This is a genomic window from Nocardiopsis prasina DSM 43845 (assembly GCF_000341265.1).
Taxonomy (GTDB): Bacteria; Actinomycetota; Actinomycetes; order Streptosporangiales; family Streptosporangiaceae; genus Nocardiopsis; species Nocardiopsis prasina.
Map to the genome: position 1 here is coordinate 27,563 of NZ_ANAE01000151.1, position 18,805 is coordinate 46,367.

Genomic DNA, 18,805 nt, shown 5'->3' on the forward strand with positions numbered 1-18,805 from the left:
TCACGCCTCCCCGACGGTTCCGGGGGCCCCGAAGACACCGGGGCCGGGCGTGAGGACGTGGTCGGGGTCGTAACGTTCCTTCGCGGAGCGGAAGTCGTCCCAGGCCTCGCCGTAGTGCTCGCGCCACTCCGGTTCCGTCATCCGTACCGAACCGATGGGGTAGAGCACGCCGCCGTGCCGCTCCCGGGTCAGGGACATCAGGCGCTCGTTGCGCGCGAGCATGGAGTCGGCGAAGCCCGGTTCCGGGTCCGGGGTCTCCGACACGGTGTTGATGTCCACGACGAACATCCACTCCGATCCGTGCGGTTCGGGGACGCGTGGCAGCGGGCGCGTGGCGTGTGAGCGTCGCTGCGGGTAGATCAGCCCGGCTCCGTAGGGGCCGATGTCCTGGGGGGTCAGTGTCGGGTGGATGTCGATGAAGAAGTCCTCCAGCCTCGAACCCGGGAGCCAGGTGTCGAACCACGGTTTGACGAGCCGGTCCCATCCCTCGGTCTCGCACAACGGATCGATGAGGTTGTCGATCGAGAGCACGTGGTCCATGTATCCCCGGTCCTCGATCTCAGGCGAGGCTCCCAGGCCGTCCAGGATCGCCTGGTCGTCCGGAGCGCTGGGGGAGTCGTAGAACGACGTCGCGAGCAGCGTGAACGTCGGGTTCGCGCCGGGTGCGACGAACTCGGCGTAGACATGGTCGACGCCGACGCGGTCGATGACCGTGCGCAGGTCGCGGAAGAAGGTCCCGCTGTCGGTGTAGCCGAGGACGTAGGTGCGTGCCCGTTCGGCGGCGGGGACGAGGTCGATGGTCGCCTTCGTGATGATGCCGCACTGGCCGAGCCCACCGAGCATGGCGTGGAAGAGGTCGCTCCTGTGCGTGGGGGAGCAGCGCTCGATGGCCCCGGTTCCGGTGACGACCTCCAGTTCGCGTACGTGGTCCACCTGGAGTCCGGTGCGCAGGCCGCCGACGATTCCGCCGACGCCGCCCACGGACAGGGTTCCGCCCACGGTGAGCCCGGTGTAGCCGGTGAGGACCGGAGGTGTCAGCCGCGGCGACTGGTCGTAGGCGGCTCTGGTCAGGTCCCTCCACAGGACACCGGCGTCGACCTCTGCGAAGTCCGGGCCAAGGGAATGGATACGGGCGAGGTGCCGGTTCTCGATCAGCAACCCCCGCGAGAGCCCCTGGCCGAAGGTGGTGTGCGCCTGGCCGCGGCTGGACACCGGAATTCCCTGCTCCCGGCAGAAGGCGACCATCGCGGCGACGTCGCGCGCCGACCCGGGGCGCAGGACCGCACTCGGCTTCTCGGAGGAGAGGTTTCCCAGATCCACGGCTGCCGCGTCACGGGACTCGTCGTCGACCGCCAGAACGCCGTCCAGCGGAGGGATCGGGGCGAGCGCTGAGCGCGGTTCTCCGGATTCGACAGTTATCCATTGTTTAGCGAATGGATCGAACCCGATGACCTTATCGATCGACTCGATGTTTCTTTCGGGCATGTAATCCCCTCCGAGAAATTCTTGATTCCCTGATCCCGGTGTAGCGTATCCAGGTGCGTCGATTAAGTGCACTCAGGTATTCTCAAATTGTTTATAAAGTCTCTTGTCGCTGCCTCTCGTCGCTCGCTCGAACCCTCACTCGGCCGACTTGGCGCGGGCCCGACGGAGCCCCTCGGGCCGGTGTTGACGACGGCCCGGTCCGGCCCTGGCCCGGGGCACCCCGACTTCGTCGATATCCCAGCGAAGCAGCAGGTCAGTCGGTAAGGTCCTGATCGGCCCCGTCCCCCCCTGTCGGCCACGTCTCCGCGCCGCCGACGGGTTCGTCCGGCGGATACGAGGACGCCTCTCGGTCCGTTTCCGGCAGTCGCGAGGGCGGATCCCCCGCTGACTCTCAAAGGAAGTTCACTGGTATGACGATCGTTGTGACGACGCCGACCGGGCATGTCGGCTCGCGCGTGGTGCGGCTGCTGATACAGGCCGGGGTCCGGCCCACCTTGCTGGTCCGCGACGAGGGGCGGCTCGGGGAGGAGACCCGTCGGCGGGTCGACGCCAAGCAGGGGGACCTCACCGACGGCGCCTTCGTCCGTACCGCGGTGGCCGGTGCCCGGACTGTCTTGTGGGTCGATCCCACGCCGCACACGTGCCCCGATCCGGTCACGGTCTCGCTGCGGACCGCCGAGGCGCTCGCGCGGGCCGCGGAGGCGGGAGACGTCGACCGCATCGTGCTGCTGAGTAGCGTGGGGGCCGAGAAGAGGGGCGGCGCCGGCCATATCGACGGACTCGCTCGGATCGAGGAACTCTTCGAGGCCACCGGGGCCGACGTGTTCCATCTACGCTGTGGGTACTTCTTCACCAATCTGCTGGCGGCCGCCGACTCGCTCGCGTGTGGTGTGCTCACCACAACGGTCGATCCGGACCGGCCCATGCCGTGGGTCGATCCCCGCGACATCGGGGACGTCGCCGCCGCGCGTCTGCTGAACGACGGGTGGTCGGGCCTCGGGGTCCAGGCCGTCCACGGCCCGGAGGATCTGAGTTACCGGCGTGTCGCCGCGATCCTCAGCGAGGTGCTCGGCCGGAACATCGGGGTGCGCCACATGAGCGATGACGACCTGCGCGGAGTGCTGCGCTCGGCCGGACTGCGCGACGGTGCGGTCGAGGGCATCGTCGGCATGGCGGCGGGTACCCGTGACCTGGTCCCCGAACAGTCACGGGACGTGGTCACCACGACGCCAGGATCGTTGGCGGCATGGGCCTACGAGTACCTGCGTCCGGCCCTTCCGTAATTCATCCGGCAAAAGCCGAGGACGAGCGGATCTGCGCACCCTTTGAGCTGGGGTATTGTCGCGATGCCCTGGTAACGGGCCGACCGAAAACAGCCTCTTTACAGACAACCTCATGCATGATAGAAATGTGAGACTTGGCCTTTTTGTAGCTTATTGTGAAGAATCTTCCGTTAATAATCGCTCTAGGTCGTCAGTTCATCCTTTGTCCTATCGGTTTAGTTGAACTGAGTGGTCGTTTCTCATGACAGGAAATTTCAGCATGACCTGGGGAGGCCCTCCTGTTCTGGTGGTCGCGGACTGTGAGGGCTCCGACGAAATACTCAGGGACCTGCGAAGGCATGGCCTATTGGGGGAATTAGTTTCGACCGGCGCCGAGGCGATGTCCAGATACGAGGAGTTCCAGCTCGTTCTCGTGGACCTCGACCTGGAGGACTTCGACGGCCTGACCCTGTGTCGGGAGATGCGCAAGGTGAGCGACATCCCCATGATCGGGTTCACGTCGTCAGAGATGAACCGGATCCTCGCGCTGGAGGGAGGGTGCGACGACTGCATCGACAAGCCTTATTCCAGCCGGGAGTTCATGGCACGCATCAGTGCCCTGCTCAGACGCTCTCGGGTCTCCTCGTCGTCGGCGCTCGCCTTCGGTGAGCTGTCGATACATCCCACGACACGAGAGGTGCGGGTGGGCGACCGGTCGGTCAAGGCGACCCGCAAGGAGTTCGAACTGCTCCACCTGCTGGCGTCCCACTCGGACTCTCTCTTCTCCCGCGCGGAGCTCCTCCGCAGGGTGTGGCAGTTCAACGTCGTGCAGGACGAGGTCACTCCCCTGGCCAGCCGAACGATCGACACCCACGTGAGCAGCCTCCGCAAGAAGCTCGGCGCACCGGACTGGATCGTCACCGTTCGCGGTGTGGGATTCCGCTTCAACGACCCCGACGCTTCACACGAATCACACTGAGCCCCGTCTGTCGCACCTGGGGGACCTTCGTCCACTCGGAGCACGGGGCCCGTGACTCACGCTCCGGACGGAGTGTGGGGCGCGTCTGCCGCCCACCGGACGACCCGCTCACGAGACCGTCCTGTCTCCGGGACACAGGACGGCGTCGCGGCCAGCCGGAACAGTGTGCCGCCGCTCTCTCACCCTCACGCTGACGGCGTTCGTGGTCCGGTCCCGACGTCGACCACGCCTCGTCGAGCTCGGCGTCACCCTCTCGGTCCGGGAGGTGACGCCCATGTGCCTGCTCGCGCAGGGGAGTTCCTGGTGCAGATCGGGGGTCCCGTACCGGGTCTCAACCGCTGATCTACGTCCAGTAGATTCGGGCGGAGTCCGCTGAAGCCTGAGGTGTGTCTGGCCTGGTGCCGGACGCGAACGGTCGGGGCCGTCTGGTGGCGTCCGCTGCCACGGTCAAGCGACGGTCAGACACAGCGAAGGGCATGTGCCGGATCTCTCCGGAACATGCCCTTCGCTGGTCATACTCTGTGGGCGATACAGGACTCGAACCTGTGACCCCTACCGTGTCGAGGTAGTGCTCTAGCCAACTGAGCTAATCGCCCCAGTGAGACTGGGAGGTGGAGACGGGATTTGAACCCGTGTAGACGGCTTTGCAGGCCGCTGCCTCGCCTCTCGGCCACTCCACCGAGTACACGTGGAGCGATCTCTCGCCCCGCGTCTCCTCCGAGCGGACGACGGGATTCGAACCCGCGACCCTCACCTTGGCAAGGTGATGCTCTACCAGCTGAGCCACGTCCGCTTGCTGCCCGGTCCGGCCCTCGTCTCCGTTGGCCTCGCCTTGCTGCTGGTACAGACTTTAGCGGAGATTCGACAGACGGCAAATCGGAGCCCGGTCGGGTGGTGCGGCGCTCCCCTGGGTGGGTGCGCGGGGGCGGTAGCGTCCGCGTCAGGTGTCCCGGGCAGACTCGGGGCACACCAGCAGTGAAGTGGACGGAGCGGCATGGACATCCCCGTGGCGGACGGTGCGGCGTATGGAGGGCACGGAGGTGCCGTCTCCTGGGCGCGGGCGCGTGAGCGGGCCCGCGAGCTCGGGGCGCGCCTGCGCACGCCCGCTCGTGAACTTCCTCTGGGCCGGGCGCTGGGTGGTGTGCTCGCTGACGAGCTGAGGGCCCTGGTGGGCCTGCCCGCCTTCGACGCGTCGGCGATGGACGGGTTCGCCGTGGCGGGGGAGGGGCCGTGGCTCCTGGTGGGCTCCCAGCTGGCCGGGGCACCGGTCGCCGGGCTCTCCCTGGGCCGAGGTGAGGCTGTGGAGATCGCCACCGGCGCCCGGGTGCCGAAGGGCACGGAGTCGGTCCTGCCCTACGAGCACGCCGAAGTGGTGGACGGCCGGGTGCACGGCGAGGCCCAGCGCGGGCGGCACGTGCGCTGGTCGGGGGAGGAGACCGCACCGGGGGAGCGGGTGCTGGAGGCGGGCACCGAGGTCACCCCGGCGGTGCTGGGGCTGGCGGCGAGCCTGGGCCACGACGGTCTGGAAGTGCGTCTTCCCACGGTGTCCGTACTGGTCACCGGGGACGAGATCGCCGCCAACGGCCTCCCCGGCGAGGGCTTGGTGCGGGACGCGCTCGGCCCGTTGCTGCCCGGGGTCCTCACCTGGGCCGGCGCGCACCTGGAGCGGGTGCGGATGCTGGGGGACGGCTTCGGGGACCTGGGTGAGGCGTTGGCCACGGCCGGGACCGACGTGGTGGTGGTCTGCGGCTCCTCCTCGAAGGGACCCGCCGACCACCTGCGCGGGGTGCTCCGGGAGCTGGACGCCGAGGTGGTCGTGGACGGGGTGGCCTGCCGCCCCGGACACCCGCAGCTGCTCGCGCACACGGGCGGAACCGTGTTCGTGGGCCTGCCCGGCAACCCGAACGCCGCGCTCGTGGCGTCACTCACCCTCCTAGTCCCGCTGCTGAGCGCGATGTCCGGCCGCCCTGACCCGTCTGGTGGCCTCCCCGGGGCGACCATGGTCGGCGAGGTGGCCTCCCGGCCCGACGACACGCGTCTGGTCGCGGTGCGGGTGGGGGAGGGGCGCGTCGAACCGGTGGGCCACGACCGCCCCGGCAGTCTGCGTGGTGCCGCTCTGGCCGACGCCTACGCGGTGGTGCCCCCGGGCTGGGCGGGCGGCGCGGTGGAACTCCTGAGACTGCCCTGACCCCGGACCCAGGCCCCGGGCACACGTCGGCCCCCGAGGGAGCTCCCTCGGGGGCCGAACTGCGATCCCTGTTACTTCGCGGGCTCGTTGGTCTCGACGGCCACGGGCGCCTCTGAGGCACCGGTCGTCGCAGGGGCCTCAGACGCCTCCTGGTGGAACGCCTCGGGCTCCGGGGTGTCCACGGCCGGGTTGCCGTGTCCGCGCAGCAGGAACCAGGCCTGCGCCGCCGCGGCGAGCACGATCACCACGGCGATGGCCGAGGTGAGGTGCATGCCGTCGGTGAACGCCAACCGAGCCGAGTCCATCAGCGCCTCACCGGCGGGCCCGCCCAGGTCGGCGGCCGTGTTGGCGGCACCGCCCAGGGTCTCCCGGGCGGCCTCGGTCGCGGAGTCGGACACCCCGTCCACCTCGGTGAGGTGCCCTCGGTAGAAGGCGGTCAGCACGCTGCCCAGCACCGCGACGCCCAGCGCACCGCCCATCTCGTAGGCGGTCTCGGAGATCGCGGACGCGGCGCCCGCGCGCTTGGGCGGCGCGGCCGACATGATCGCGCCGTTGGTGAGCGTCTCGGCGAAACCGGTGCCCAGCGAGATCAGCACGAAGGCGGTGATCACGAGACCGACGCCACGAGTGACGTCGTCGGCCGGGGTCAACACCAGCGCGCCGAATCCGGCCGCCGTCACGATCAGGGACACCCCGATCACGGTGGACAGGCTCAGGTGGCGGGCCACCCGCGCGGCCACGAGACCGGCGACGATCGACAGGACCAGCCCGGGCAGCAGCACCATGCCGGCGCGCATCGGCGAGACGCCGAGCACCAGCTGGAGGTACTGGGTGAGGAAGAACAACGACCCCACCAGGGAGAACACGATCATCAGGTTGGTGACCACCGCCACGCTGAACACGCGCGAACGGAACAGGTGCACGTCGATCAGCGGGTCCTTGAGCGCCCGCTGACGGCGGACGAACAGGTAGCCGAGGGTCAGACCGAACACCAGCGAGACGACCGGCAGGAGGTCGAGCCCGCCGGTGGCCAGCTTCTTGATCCCGAAGACGACGGGCAGCATGGCACCCAGCGACAGCACGACGCTGAGCATGTCGATCCGTCCGGAGTCCGGGTTGCGGGACTCACGGACCAGCAGCGGCACCAGGATGAGGATCAGCGCCATCACGGGCAGGTTGATCAGGAAGACCGAGCCCCAGAAGAAGTGCTCCAGGAGCCAGCCGCCCAGGATCGGGCCGAGGGCCGCTCCGCCGGAGAAGCCCGACGCCCAGATCGCGATGGCGAGCAGGCGCTGGCGCGGGTCCAGGAAGATGTTGCGCAGCAGGGACAGGGTCGAGGGCATCAGCGAGGCCCCCGCCACTCCCAGCAGGGCGCGGGCGAGGATCAGTGTCTCGGCGTTGGGTGCGAAGGCGGCCAGCAGGGAGGCCGCGCCGAAGGCCGCCGAACCGATCATGAGCAGGCGTCGCCGACCGATCCGGTCACCGAGCGAACCCATGGTGATCAGCAGTCCGGCCAGGATGAAGCCGTAGATGTCGATGATCCACAGCAGCTGCCCGGAGGAGGGGCTCAGTGCCTCGCTCAGGGCGGGGACCGCGAAACCGAGCACGGTCATGTCGACCGAGATCAGTACCACGGGCAGGACCAGGACGGCGAGTGCGGCCCACTCGCGCGGGCCCGCGAGTGCGGGTGGGGACCCGGTGCCCCCGTGCGTGTGGGTGGCGCCGTTTCCGGCCTTGGCGGAACTCATCTTTCCCTCGTCATCGCTTGTGGGTTGCGCGCCCTTCGGAGTGAGGGCGCGGGCCCGGCGGGTGGCTGGCGCCGTCCGGGCTGGTGGGACGGGAAGTCTGGTCGACCGGGGTGCGGCACGGTGGTGCGGGCACGATCCGGGACTCTTCAACCGTCCAGCCGGTACAGTACCGTCCAGCCGGTACAGTGTCAATCGTGAGTACATCGAACACGCGGGACAGAATCCTCGACGCTTTACAAGACATCCTGATCGCCGAAGGTTATTCCTCGGTGACCCTGGAAGCGGTCGCACGCGCCGCCGAGGTCTCCAAGGGCGGGCTGCTGTACCACTTCCCCTCCAAGTCGGCCATGATGGTCGGCCTCATGGAGCGCGTCCGCGCCCTGGCGGAGGAGGAGTTCCGCGAGGCGGTCGAGAGTGACGAGGGCGTGGTTCGCTACTTCCTGCGTACGTCGCTGCCGCAGACCACGGTGGAGGGCGAGCTCTACTGGGCGGTCATCGCGGCGCTGCGCAGCAAGGAGGACATCCCCCCGGAGGCGGGCGTCCTGGTGAAGGAGTTGTTCACCCGCTGGGGTGAACTCCTGCACGCCGAGCTCACTGACCCGGTGCTGGCCGAGACCATTCGCCTTGCCGGGGACGGCATGTACATGTCCTCGATCGCCGGTCTGGGGAGCCCCGACCCCGAGCTGACCCAGCAGGTGATCGACCGCCTGGCCGAGGCCTCGGACCAGGTGCGCCGGGACCGCTGAGGCCCGGTCCCGTGCGGTTCGGCGAGCCTGGTCAGAGGCGGTCCTCGAACACCTGGACCTCCTTGTCCCTCACCGGCACGCGCACGGTCGGGGTGAACCCCTGGCGCTCGTAGTAGCGGATGAGTGAGCCGTCCCCGCCCGACCAGCAGTCCACCCGGACCAGGGAGATCCCGCGTTCACGGGCCTGTGTGCGGGCGTGGTCGAGGAGTCGGCCGCCGACACCGCGACCCGCGTGTCTCCGGTCGGTCAGCAGCAGGCGCACGTAGATCTCCCGCTCGTCGACCGGCGGCGCGTAGTCAAGGGCGGACTCGCTGATGACCAGGGCGCCCGCCGTGGTCCCGTCGCTCTCGGCGACCCACAGACCTTCCGAGGCCAGCCCGCGGACCATCTCGACCCTCTCGGGGATCTCCGACCAGGGGCGGGTGCCCCACTGCTCGGCGGAGCCGCGTTCGGTGAGCCACACGACCGCTTCGTCGAAGAGCCGCAGGAGTTCGGCGGTGTCGTCCGCGCCGCCTTGACGCAGTCGCATGGGCTGGCTCCTTGGTGCTCGCTTGTCCCGGGTCGGGGAACCCTACTGGTCGGGATCCCCGGGCGGCATCTGCTTTTCCGGTGCCCCCACGTGCCCGAGTCCTCGGGGACACCGTCACCGGAGGGGCGGTGTTCGGCGTGCTGGTGGGTCGCGGTGATCGGTGGGTGTCGGATTTCACGATCCAGCGCGGGGGCGGGGCCGTGCGAAGCGGGCCTCTTCGTCATGTGGATGGCATCATGAATCACCCTGGAGGGCACCGTTGGTCGTCTTCTCGAAGGTGACAGTGTGGTGCTGTTCACGTGTCCTCGAACGTGGTTTACTTCCCAGTAACTTCGTTGCCGTCACCGGGCGCCGGGTCCACCGGGTGCCTGCCCAACTGGCGAGGTGAAGTGTGCACTACCGCGAGATGTGGGGCGTGCCGTGTCGACCGGGAGGCTTCTCTTGGCAAGACTGTTCCCACCTCACCGGAGCGTCCTCGGGGTGAGAACACGCCGACGGGAAAGCGGGGAGCGGATGCACAGGCTCACCAACCGGGTACGACCGTACGCCTGGGGAGCACGCGCTGCCATTCCTCGTCTGCTGGGTACCGAGCCGGACGGAAGTCCCCAGGCCGAGCTCTGGCTGGGCGCCCACCACGGCGCCCCCAGCACCGCGCACTGCGACGGCGGCGACAGGCTCCTCCCCGATCTGATCTCCGCGGACCCGCACCGCGTCCTCGGCCACGGGACCGCCGAACGCTTCGGCTCGCGCCTGCCCTACCTCCTCAAGTACCTCGCCGCCGAGGCGCCGCTCTCCCTCCAGGTCCACCCCGACGCCGAGCGGGCCCGCGCCGGATTCGAGGCCGAGGAGCGCGCGGGCATCCCGCTCGACGCCCCTCACCGCAACTACCGCGACCCCCACCACAAACCGGAACTCCTGCTCGCCCTGGAGCCCTTCGAGGCCCTGTGCGGGTTCCGTGAACCCGCCGCCACCGTCGCCGACCTCATCGGGCTGGACAACGACCTGGCCACCGCGCTCCGCGATGACCTGTCCGACTCCGACACCCATGCGGCGCTCCGTGCTGCGCTCACCCGCCTGCTGACCCTCCCGGCCTCGGACCGGTGCCGGATGATCGAGGAGTTCGTCCGGGAGTGGTCCGGTGGAGGCGGACGCGGGCCCCACGCGGAGATCGTCACCGACCTGGCCGCCCGTTACCCCGGGGACCCGGGCGCCGTCGCCGCCCTGCTGCTCAACCGGGTCACGCTCTGGCCGGGCCAGGCCCTCTTCCTCCCGGCGGGAAACATGCACGCCTACCTCCAGGGCACCGCCGTGGAGGTGATGGCCAGCTCCGACAACGTGCTCCGGGCGGGTCTGACCGCCAAGCACGTGGACGCGCCCGAACTCCTCGACGTGGTGGACTTCTCGGTGCTCCCCATCCCGTACGCCCAACCGGGATTCCTCGACGGCCGCCGGGAGTTCCGCCCGGCGGCGCCGGAGTTCGCTCTGCACGAGATCGGCCCGGGCCGGATCACCGCGCACCTGCCGGGCGACGGCCCCACGGTGGTCCTGGCGCTGCATGGGACCGTGGACCTGGTCGCCGAGGTCGGCGAGGGGGTCACCCTGGGCCGGGGCGAGTCCGTGTTCGTCCAGGCCGACAGCGGCCCGATCAAGGTCGAGGGCCACGGCCACGTCATCGCCGCCACGGTCGGGGACCACGAGCGCGTGCGGGTGTGACCTCGGGGCTCCCGACGCGGAGCCGAAATCCGCTGGCGCGCCGGGCGGCGGCCGACCATGCTGGCGTCCATGACTTCCTCGGTGCTGAACATCGCGATCGACTGTGCGGACGCCTACGAGCTGGCCCGGTTCTGGAGCGGGGTGACCGGGCGCCCCCTGCATCCGGAGGACCGGCCGGGTGAGCCGGAGACCCAGGTGATGTTGGCGGAGGGGCCGGTGCTGCACTTCAACCAGGTACCCGACGCGAAGACGGTCAAGAACCGCCTACACCTGTGCCTGCGCCCGGAGACCTCCCGGGAACAGGAGGTGGAGCGGCTGCTGGGGATCGGCGCCGCGTTCGTCGGTGACCACCGCAACGCGGACGGCTCCGGCTGGGTGGTCCTCGCTGACCCCGAGGGCAACGAGTTCTGTGTGCTCCGCAGCGCATCCGACCGGGCCGCGACGGGTTCCTGAACCCCGGGCCTCCGGTCCCCTGTGCCCCCGGGCCTCCAGTCCCCTGTGCCCCGGGCCCGACCCCCGGGTGCTCCGGGCCTTCCGCCCTGGGACGGGCCCGTCGTGGAGGCCGGTGCCCCGAGTCCCCGGATTCCCGGATCGTGAACCCCGACTTCCGGCCCTTTTGCGAACTCTGTCCGGCACCATCGGTCACCACCGATAGCCTGGGCCTCTCTGTTCACGTCTTCAACCGAGGGGACCTACCATGGCGCTTGAGCGTCCCGAGATCGACTTCATCGAAGGCCCGCCGCCCGCGGACCTCCAGATCACCGACATCACCGTCGGCGAGGGCGACCAGGCCGGGCACGGCAGCACCGTCAGCGTGCAGTACGTCGGTGTCTCGCACTCCACCGGTGAGGAGTTCGACGCCAGCTGGAACCGCGGCGAGCCCCTGCGTTTCAAGCTGGGCGCCCGTCAGGTCATCCCCGGCTGGGACCAGGGTGTCCTGGGCATGCGCGTCGGCGGCCGCCGTCAGCTGGTCATCCCGCCGGGCCTCGCCTACGGCGACCGCGGCGCCGGTGGCCTCATCAAGCCGGGGGAGACCCTGGTGTTCGTCGTCGACCTGGTCGACGTCAACTAGGACACTCCGCTCCGCCGCCCGGCCAGGGGTCCCCGAGGCCGAGCGGTGGGCGGACGAACCGGGGTCCGTGAGGCGTCTTCGAGCGCGGAGCGGGCCCCGGTTCGGTCGCGAGGCCCACCTTGGTGCGAGGAACGGGCCCCGTCCGGCGCGCGAGCCCTACCTGAGGGTCGCGCCCACCTTCACGTGGCCCTTGAGCAGGTCGCGGGCGATGGTGCGGCGCTGGATCTCGTCGGTTCCCTCGAAGATGCGCAGGAGCCGCAGGTCACGGTAGAAGCGTTCGACGGGCAGTTCCCGCGTGTAGCCCATACCGCCGTGGATCTGCATGACGCGGTCGACGATCTCGTTGGCCTTCACGCCGCCGAACAGCTTGGCGATCGACTGCGCGTGCCGTGAGTCCACGCCCTGCGAGACCTGCCAGGCGGCGTGCAGCACCAGCAGCCGCAGAGCCTCGATCTCGGTCTGGGAGTCGGCGATCATCCACTGGATGGCCTGCCGGTCCGCGATGGGCGCCCCGAAGGTCTCCCGGGTCTTCGCGTACACGATGCCCATGTCGAGCAGGCGTTCGCAGCCGCCGAGGGCGCGGGCGGGCAGCAGGTAGCGGCCCCGGCCGATCCACTTCATGGCCAGGGCGAAGCCCCTCCCCTCCTCACCGAGGATGTTCTCGTGGGGGACGCGCACGTCCTGGAAGACCAGGGACGCCGGGCGGCGCTCGCCCATGGTGTCGATGGGCTCGGAGGTCCAGCCCATGTCGCGGTCGACAAGGAAGCAGGTCACGCCGCCGTCAGCACCCCTCTCGGGGTCGGTGACCGCGAAGACCAGGGCGAAGTCGGCCTCCTCACCGCCGGTGATGAAGGTCTTCTCGCCGTTGATCACCCACTCGTCACCGTCGCGGACGGCCCGTGTGCGGATGGCCTTGGCGTCGGACCCGGCTCCGGGTTCGGTGATGGCGAAGCAGGACCTGCGCTCGCCCTCGATGGTGGGGAGCAGGTAGGCGCGCTTTTGCTCCTCGTTGGCATGGAACAGGATGTTGTCGGCCTCGCCGCCGAACTTGAACGTGAGGAAGGTGCGGCCGAGTTCGGTCTCGATGAGAGCCTCCGTGACGGCGTCCAGGCCCATGCCGCCGTACTCCTCCGGCGTGCCCACACCCCAGAAGTCGGACCTGCGGGCCAGCGCGCGCAGCCGGGTCTTCTCCTCGTGGGTCAGCCCGGGCGGGTGGCCCTCACGTTCGCGGCGCAGCGCTTCGTTCTCCAGAGGCATGAGCTCCCGCTCGACGAAGGTCCGCACCCAGCTCTGGATGGCGCGCTGCTCTTCGCTCAGTGAGAAATCAATCACGGCTGCTCCCAAATAACCTAACGCTGTTCGGTTATTCGAGAGTACGTCGCGCCCGTCAACTCACGCAAGGGGTCGGCCGTACGGTCGGGGACGCGACCGAACCAGGGGCGTTCGACGGGAGTCGGGGCGCCACCGTGCGATGATCAGCGCTGACGCCGGACGGCCCGGCGCTCAAGAGCAGCGCGGAAGGGGAGCCCCGCCGTGGCCCGACCCAAGACACCGATCCTGAGCAAACCGGCCATCCGTGAAGCCGCGCTCGCGCTCATCGACCGGGACGGGCTGGAGAAGCTCTCCATGCGCAAGCTCGCCCAGGAACTCGCCGTACAGGCCGCCTCGCTGTACAGCCACTACCGGACCAAGGAGGAGCTGCTCAGCGAGGTCGCGGAGGAGGCCACCAGACACATCGACGTCTCGGCCTTCGGAAACCGCGACTGGCGCCGGGGCCTGGCCGTGTGGGCGCGTTCCTACCGCGCCGCCTTGGCCCAACACCGCAACCTGCTGCCGGTGATCGCGGCCGGTCCGGGCCGTCGTGAGGAGGCGCTGCGCCGGGCCGACGCCGTGCACGGAGGGCTCGTGGGCGCGGGCTGGCCGCCCCGGTACGCGACCATGATCGGTGCCTCCACCAAGTACCTGGTGGTGGGTGCGGCGACCCACTCCTTCGCGGGCGGCTTCGACGACGACGTGTGGGTCTACCAGGACCGCTACCCGAACCTGTCGCAGGCCCACCGGCTGGCGGAGGTCGCGGCCGAGATCGACGAGGACAGCTTCGAGCTGGCGTTGACGGCCTTCCTCGACGGCCTGGTGCCGGTCTACGAGAGGGTGCGCGTGCGGACCGGCGAGTAGACCCGAGTCAGCGCGGTGGCGTGGTGGCGTCGATCCACTCGCACAGGAGGTCCAGTCCGGCCTCGGCGCGGCCCAGGTCGCCGGTGGACAGGTAGTCGGCCTCCAGGCCGGAGAAGGCCGCGTTGAGCAGCGTGGCCTGGCTGAGGGCGCGGTCTGGCGAGGCGCCGCGCAGGGTCAGGCAGGAGGCGACGAACTCCGCCCGCCCGCGCAGGAACCCGGCGCTGGACGCGGGTAAGCGTCCCGCCGAGGCCAGACCCTCGATCTCGCGGATGAGCCGGGTCATGGGGAGTTCCGGGCCGAGGTTGCGCTCCCAGGAGTCGCGGACGATGTCGCTGACCGGGACCGCCGGGTCCTCCCACCCCTTGGTGGCCAGCAGCGACCGGTGCTGACGCTCGTCCAGGCGGGACAGGACCGCCGAGAGCAGGTCCTCGCGGTCGGCGAAGTGATGGGTGAACACGCGGGTGCTCTGCCCCAGTCCCTGGGCGAGACCGCGCAGCGTGAACCCGCTGATCCCGGTTTCCGCGAGCTGTTCGATCACGGCGTCCAGGACCTCGCGTCGCCTCGCGGGGTCGGCCTTCCGAGCCATCTGTACCTCCTGCTGGTCCTCCCGGATCCAACTCTGGCACAGGCGGCGGGGTGGCCGACGCCGCTTGCGGGGCGCCCTCGTCGGACGGGGCGCCCCGCGCGGGTTCACGGGGTCAGGAGCGGGCGAGCGCGTCCACGCCGGTGAGCTCGGCCGACCACGCCCAGAGCCGTTCGGCCTGCTCGGGATCGCGGGCGTGGGCGGCCACCCCGGCCTCTCCCTGCTTGGTGTCGGCGGACTCGGGAGGTTCGGCGATGTCGCAGTTCTCGCAGTACACCCCGCCCAGGTCCGTGAGCCGCGGGGAGGTGGCCGCCCACACCTGGGTGGCGGCGCCCTGCTCGGGAGACTTGAAGACGGGGTCGACGATGTTGCCCTCCTCATCGATCCACCCCCGGTCCACCTGCTCCTGGGCGGTCATGTGCCGCTGGAGCGGGGTGAGGATGGCGCCCGGGTGCAGGGAGAAGGCCCGCACCCCATGCGCACTGCCGAGCCGGTCCAGGTGCATGGCGAAGAGGGCGTTGGCGGTCTTGGCCTGGCCATAGGCCAGCCAGCGGTCGTAGCCCCGCTCGAACCACGGATCGTCCCAGCGGATGCCGGAGGCGTGGTGTGCGGCGGAGGACACCGAGACCACCCGGGTTCCGTCGGTGAGCCGGTCCCACAGATGGTTGACCAGGGCGAAGTGCCCCAGGTGGTTGACGGCGAACTGGGCCTCCCAGCCGGGCCCGACCACAGTGTGCGGGCTGGCCATGATTCCGGCGCTGTTGATCACCAGGTCGATCCGGTCGTGCGGGAAGGAGGCGGCGAAGGCCCGCACGCTGTCCAGGTCGGCCAGGTCCAGCGCGGCGGTCTCGGCGCCGGGGATCGTCGCCAGGGCCTCCTGGGAGAGTTCGGGCCTGCGCGCCGGGACGACCACGCGGGCGCCCGCCCCCGCGAGGGCCCGCGTGGTCTCCAGGCCGATTCCCGAGTAGCCACCGGTCACCAGTGCGACCCGTCCGGTGAGGTCGATGCCGTCGAGGACGTCGGCCGCGGTGCTTCGCATGCCGAATCCGGACCCGATCCTGCTCTGTTTCGTGGTCATGCGGCTCACGCTAGGACCTGGAGCGCACTCCAGGTCAAATCTCACGCGCCGACACCCGCGCCGGGCCGCCACCCCGATGTGCTTGGGAGCCGCGCCCGGGAGGAACCCTGCCCGGTGCGCGTGCGGTTCCCGGGAAGCCGGAAGGGCCCAGCGGGTCCGGAGGTTGTCCACAGGCCCGGACCCAGGGCTTGTGGCGGGTCGCGGGCTCCCGGAGGATCGAAGGTGGAGAGCGATCCAGGGGGTGGTGCGGGGTGTGGCAGGCGGTGCGGTGGACGTGGGAACAGCTCTGGCGGTGGATACGGGGGCGGGCCCGGAAGCCGGGATGGGCGGGTGCGGTGGAGCGGGGCCCCGACGGAAGTACGCCGGCGGTGACCTGGGGCCACCACCGGCGCCGCTCTTCCATGAGTAGTCCTGTGAACCTCCGCCCGGTCGGGAGGTCGGTCTCAGGCCCCTGGCCGGAGTCGCGGCCGATCGCGCCCCTTCGGCAGTGGTCCTCCCGAAGAGGGAGAGCAGGAGCCACCTGCTGAGGGGGACGGCCCGATGTGTGGTCGGCCTGAAGCGATGGGGGAAGGGTTTCCCTTGGGAGTGGACAGCCCGTCCTGACCAGTGGCCTTCTTGGGTGGCTCGTCCTTGGGCCCGTCCTTGGGCCGTCCGGTCGGCCGGGTCAGGAGCCGGTGGGTTTGATGTCCACGTTGGTGGCCAGCGCCCCGCGCTCCAGTTGGTCCAGCAGGCCTCCGCCGGACCCGGCAGCGGCCTGAGCCGCGACTGCCTTGCCGTAGCGGATGCGGGTGAAGGTCTCGGGCAGCCGCTTCTCCAGACGTTGGTGGGCGGACCTGCCCAGCAGCCAGGCGGCCAGAGCCCCGTTGGCCAGCGCCACCGGAACGGCCAGCCAGGGCACGCCCTGGACACCCGCCCACACGAGGGTTCCGAGGGCGGGGGCCGACAGCAACGGCAGGGCGACCAGGCTGATCCACACCTGGATCTGGTTGTCACCGGCGTCGTTGGCGTCCACCCGCAGGTGCGGGTCCACCCCCGGGGTGACAGCCACCACCGACAGCAGGAGCGTCAGCCCGGCGGTCACCCCCAGGAACACCACCAGGCCCGACACCACGTACGGAACTGCCCAGTACGCTCCGGAGGCGACCACGGCCACCAGGCTCAACGCCGCCGATGACGGGCCCGCGAGCAGGGCGAACGCGATCTGTCTGCCCCGCACGTCGGCGCGGAGGGTGTCGCGTCCCTGGCCGACCACGGTCAGCCACAGGGCGGTGCCGTCGTGCCCGTACATGTTGGCGCCTCCCAAGCCGATCACGAGGAGGGCCGCCACACCCGCGAAGGGAGCGATCTGTGGCAGGGGACCGATCAGCCCGAACACCCCGATGATCAGACCCGTCCACAGGGCGGCGCGGAGTTCCAGGCCGCGCCACGGGTCCCGCCACCACTGACGCAGCTCCTTGCCGACCACCGCGCCCAGCGGGGTGTCCGGCAGGAACGAACGACCGCCGAGCAGTACCCGCGAGCCCAGCGGCCGCGACCGTCTCCGCACACCGCGGGGGGCCACGCTCGGAGCCAGCAAGCGCACGGTGACCAGCACCGTCACCAGGGTCAGCGCGCCGAGTGCGCCCAGCCAACCGAAGGCCGCCCCCCACGACCCCGCGGCGGCCGCGTCCACCGCCAGCACCGGCCAGGAGGTCGGCACCACGGACAGCACGGTCAGGACCGTGCCCTGGAGCCCTTCCCGGGACAGGCTCGACACGGCCGAGAACGCTGGCTGGACCACCATCCACCCGAAGAAGAGTCCGGCCAGGATCAGGCCCCATTGCAGGGAGGCGATCTCCATCCCGATCCGGCTGTGCATGGCCGCGCCCAACGCCCGGAACACCAGGCGCGACAGCGACACCATGAGCACCAGCAGCGCCAGCATGCCGAGCAGTCCCAGGAACAGCGCGGCCGGATCCGAGGCCCACGCGTGCCAGGCGACCGTCGCCGTGGCCACCAGGGTGAGCAGTGGGCCCGTGCCGACGAACGCCGTCGCCAGCAGCCCGGCACCCACCCGGTTCCGGTCCAGGGGAAGCAGGGTGAAGTACTGCGCTCTCAGCACCCCCACCCCGTTGGTGATCGTGGGGCCGAGCAGCCATCCGCCGGCCCAGACCGCGAGGGCCAGCATGAGCAGTCCCGACCGGACCTGGTCGGAGGTGGCCGCCACCGCCAGGTACCAGGTCAGTGCGACCCCCAGGGCGATCATCACCAGGGAGAGGAACCTCGTGCCGACGGAGCTGTGCCGTCCCAGGGTGATCTTGAGGCGAATCAGGAGTTCAACCACGCCAGATCCCCCTCCCCGACCTCGCGGGCCCCGACCAGACGGACGAAGGTGTCCTCCAGGGTCGCGTCCGCGCCCCGGACCTCACCGAGCGTGCCGTCCGCCAGCACGCGCCCCTCCGCGATGATCGCCACCCGGTCGGTGAGCTGCTCCACCAGGGCCATCACGTGGCTGGAGATCACCACGGTGCCGCCACCGTCGGTGAACCGGCGCAGGATCGCCGTCAGCACCCGCGCCGAGACCGGGTCCACCGCCTCGTACGGCTCGTCCAGGACCAGCACGTCCGGGGCGTGCAGCAGCGCGGTGGCCAGGCCGATCTTCTTGCGCATACCGGTGGAGAACTCAGCGACCAGCACGCCGTCGCGCTCCGCGCCGTCCAGTTCGAGGACCTGGAGCAGTTCCTCCGCGCGGGTCCGGGTGACGTCGCGGGGCAGGCCGCGCAGCCGCCCCCAGTAGTCGAGCAGTTCGCCTCCGGTGAGCCGTTCCGGCAGGGAGAGGCCGTCCGGAAGCACGCCCATCCGTTGCTTGGCCTCGACCGGGTCCCGCCACACGTCCACGCCGAGGACCCTGGCGGTGCCGGAGTCCGGGCGCAGCAGACCTACGGCCATCGACAACGAGGTGGTCTTGCCCGCGCCGTTGGGGCCGACCAGGCCCAGCGTGGCGCCGCGCGGGACGGCGATGCTGACGTCGTCAGCCGCCCGCGTCTCGTTGAAGGTCTTGGTGAGTCCGTCCAGTTCGAGGGCTGGAACGTCGTCGCTAGTCATGCTGCCCATACTCCGGGAACGCCGTCCGGTTCGCATCGGTCAACCGGACAGACCCGCTGGCCGGGTGGCCAGCATGAGCACGCCACACCTGGCCTGGTGATCGAGGTGCCCGGCGGACACGTCGTTCTAGGCTGGAATCCGGCCAGGACGTGACAGTGGGGAG

The 18,805-nt window shown here is 70.1% G+C and carries 16 protein-coding genes and 3 tRNA genes; 8 read left to right on the plus strand and 11 right to left on the minus strand.

Features of this window, described 5'->3' with window-relative positions; all coding sequences use genetic code 11:
- Complete coding sequence (locus D452_RS0117205) at window positions 1–1,485, minus strand: FAD-binding protein (protein WP_083927545.1); 1,485 nt, start codon at window positions 1,483–1,485, stop codon at window positions 1–3.
- Between the two features lie 410 nt (window positions 1,486–1,895).
- Here D452_RS0117205 and D452_RS0117210 point away from each other — a divergent pair, with 410 nt between their 5' ends.
- Entirely contained in the window at window positions 1,896–2,768 is an 873-nt protein-coding gene (locus D452_RS0117210; protein WP_017545389.1) for an NmrA family NAD(P)-binding protein, read from the plus strand.
- A gap of 259 nt (window positions 2,769–3,027) precedes the next feature.
- Entirely contained in the window at window positions 3,028–3,726 is a 699-nt protein-coding gene (locus tag D452_RS28480; protein ID WP_040694097.1) for a response regulator transcription factor, read from the plus strand.
- A gap of 522 nt (window positions 3,727–4,248) precedes the next feature.
- On the opposite strand, the gene D452_RS0117220 is transcribed toward D452_RS28480, so the two are convergent.
- The 3 genes from D452_RS0117220 to D452_RS0117230 form a co-directional block, all read right to left on the minus strand.
- Window positions 4,249–4,322 (minus strand) — tRNA-Val (locus tag D452_RS0117220).
- A gap of 13 nt (window positions 4,323–4,335) precedes the next feature.
- A tRNA-Cys gene (locus D452_RS0117225) sits at window positions 4,336–4,406 on the minus strand.
- A gap of 40 nt (window positions 4,407–4,446) precedes the next feature.
- A tRNA-Gly gene (locus D452_RS0117230) sits at window positions 4,447–4,519 on the minus strand.
- 201 nt (window positions 4,520–4,720) lie between these two features.
- Here D452_RS0117230 and D452_RS0117235 point away from each other — a divergent pair.
- Window positions 4,721–5,914, plus strand: coding sequence for a molybdopterin molybdotransferase MoeA (locus D452_RS0117235; protein WP_017545391.1), 1,194 nt, complete (start codon window positions 4,721–4,723; stop codon window positions 5,912–5,914).
- Between the two features lie 71 nt (window positions 5,915–5,985).
- Here D452_RS0117235 and D452_RS28485 read toward each other — a convergent pair whose 3' ends face one another.
- A complete protein-coding gene (locus D452_RS28485) occupies window positions 5,986–7,662 on the minus strand; it encodes an MFS transporter (protein ID WP_017545392.1) in 1,677 nt (558 codons plus the stop codon).
- 194 nt (window positions 7,663–7,856) lie between these two features.
- Between D452_RS28485 and D452_RS0117245 the strand changes: the two genes are divergently transcribed.
- On the plus strand, window positions 7,857–8,408 hold the full coding sequence (locus D452_RS0117245) for a TetR/AcrR family transcriptional regulator (protein WP_026129411.1): 552 nt from the start codon (window positions 7,857–7,859) through the stop codon (window positions 8,406–8,408).
- A 31-nt stretch (window positions 8,409–8,439) separates the two neighbouring features.
- Here the strand turns inward: D452_RS0117245 and D452_RS0117250 are convergent, their stop codons facing one another.
- Window positions 8,440–8,937 (minus strand): GNAT family N-acetyltransferase, encoded by a 498-nt coding sequence (locus D452_RS0117250; RefSeq protein ID WP_017545394.1) that lies wholly within the window; start codon window positions 8,935–8,937, stop codon window positions 8,440–8,442.
- A gap of 513 nt (window positions 8,938–9,450) precedes the next feature.
- Between D452_RS0117250 and manA the strand changes: the two genes are divergently transcribed.
- The 3 genes from manA (at window position 9,451) to D452_RS0117265 (ending at window position 11,722) form a co-directional block, all read left to right on the plus strand.
- Window positions 9,451–10,650 (plus strand): mannose-6-phosphate isomerase, class I, encoded by a 1,200-nt coding sequence (gene manA, locus D452_RS0117255; protein ID WP_017545395.1) that lies wholly within the window; start codon window positions 9,451–9,453, stop codon window positions 10,648–10,650.
- Between the two features lie 69 nt (window positions 10,651–10,719).
- Window positions 10,720–11,103 (plus strand): VOC family protein, encoded by a 384-nt coding sequence (locus D452_RS0117260; protein WP_026129412.1) that lies wholly within the window; start codon window positions 10,720–10,722, stop codon window positions 11,101–11,103.
- A 244-nt stretch (window positions 11,104–11,347) separates the two neighbouring features.
- The gene (locus D452_RS0117265) at window positions 11,348–11,722 is read left to right on the plus strand and encodes an FKBP-type peptidyl-prolyl cis-trans isomerase (protein ID WP_017545397.1); all 375 of its coding nucleotides are present in this window, start codon (window positions 11,348–11,350) and stop codon (window positions 11,720–11,722) included.
- A 156-nt stretch (window positions 11,723–11,878) separates the two neighbouring features.
- On the opposite strand, the gene D452_RS0117270 is transcribed toward D452_RS0117265, so the two are convergent.
- Window positions 11,879–13,054, minus strand: coding sequence for an acyl-CoA dehydrogenase family protein (locus D452_RS0117270; RefSeq protein ID WP_017545398.1), 1,176 nt, complete (start codon window positions 13,052–13,054; stop codon window positions 11,879–11,881).
- A 201-nt stretch (window positions 13,055–13,255) separates the two neighbouring features.
- Here D452_RS0117270 and D452_RS0117275 point away from each other — a divergent pair, with 201 nt between their 5' ends.
- Window positions 13,256–13,897 carry a TetR/AcrR family transcriptional regulator C-terminal domain-containing protein gene (locus tag D452_RS0117275; protein WP_017545399.1) on the plus strand — a complete coding sequence of 214 codons (642 nt, stop codon included), beginning with the start codon at window positions 13,256–13,258 and terminating at the stop codon, window positions 13,895–13,897.
- Window positions 13,898–13,904: 7 nt separating this feature from the next.
- On the opposite strand, the gene D452_RS0117280 is transcribed toward D452_RS0117275, so the two are convergent.
- The 4 genes from D452_RS0117280 to D452_RS0117295 all read right to left on the minus strand — a co-directional run bounded on the left by D452_RS0117280 (window position 13,905) and on the right by D452_RS0117295 (window position 18,642).
- Window positions 13,905–14,483 (minus strand): TetR/AcrR family transcriptional regulator, encoded by a 579-nt coding sequence (locus D452_RS0117280; RefSeq protein ID WP_017545400.1) that lies wholly within the window; start codon window positions 14,481–14,483, stop codon window positions 13,905–13,907.
- Between the two features lie 112 nt (window positions 14,484–14,595).
- On the minus strand, window positions 14,596–15,558 hold the full coding sequence (locus D452_RS0117285) for an SDR family NAD(P)-dependent oxidoreductase (protein ID WP_017545401.1): 963 nt from the start codon (window positions 15,556–15,558) through the stop codon (window positions 14,596–14,598).
- 664 nt (window positions 15,559–16,222) lie between these two features.
- Window positions 16,223–17,881, minus strand: coding sequence for a hypothetical protein (locus D452_RS0117290; RefSeq protein ID WP_017545402.1), 1,659 nt, complete (start codon window positions 17,879–17,881; stop codon window positions 16,223–16,225).
- On the minus strand, window positions 17,866–18,642 hold the full coding sequence (locus tag D452_RS0117295; RefSeq protein ID WP_017545403.1) for an ABC transporter ATP-binding protein: 777 nt from the start codon (window positions 18,640–18,642) through the stop codon (window positions 17,866–17,868). Before D452_RS0117295 ends, D452_RS0117290 begins: the two co-directional genes overlap by 16 nt.
- Window positions 18,643–18,805: the final 163 nt, after the last annotated feature.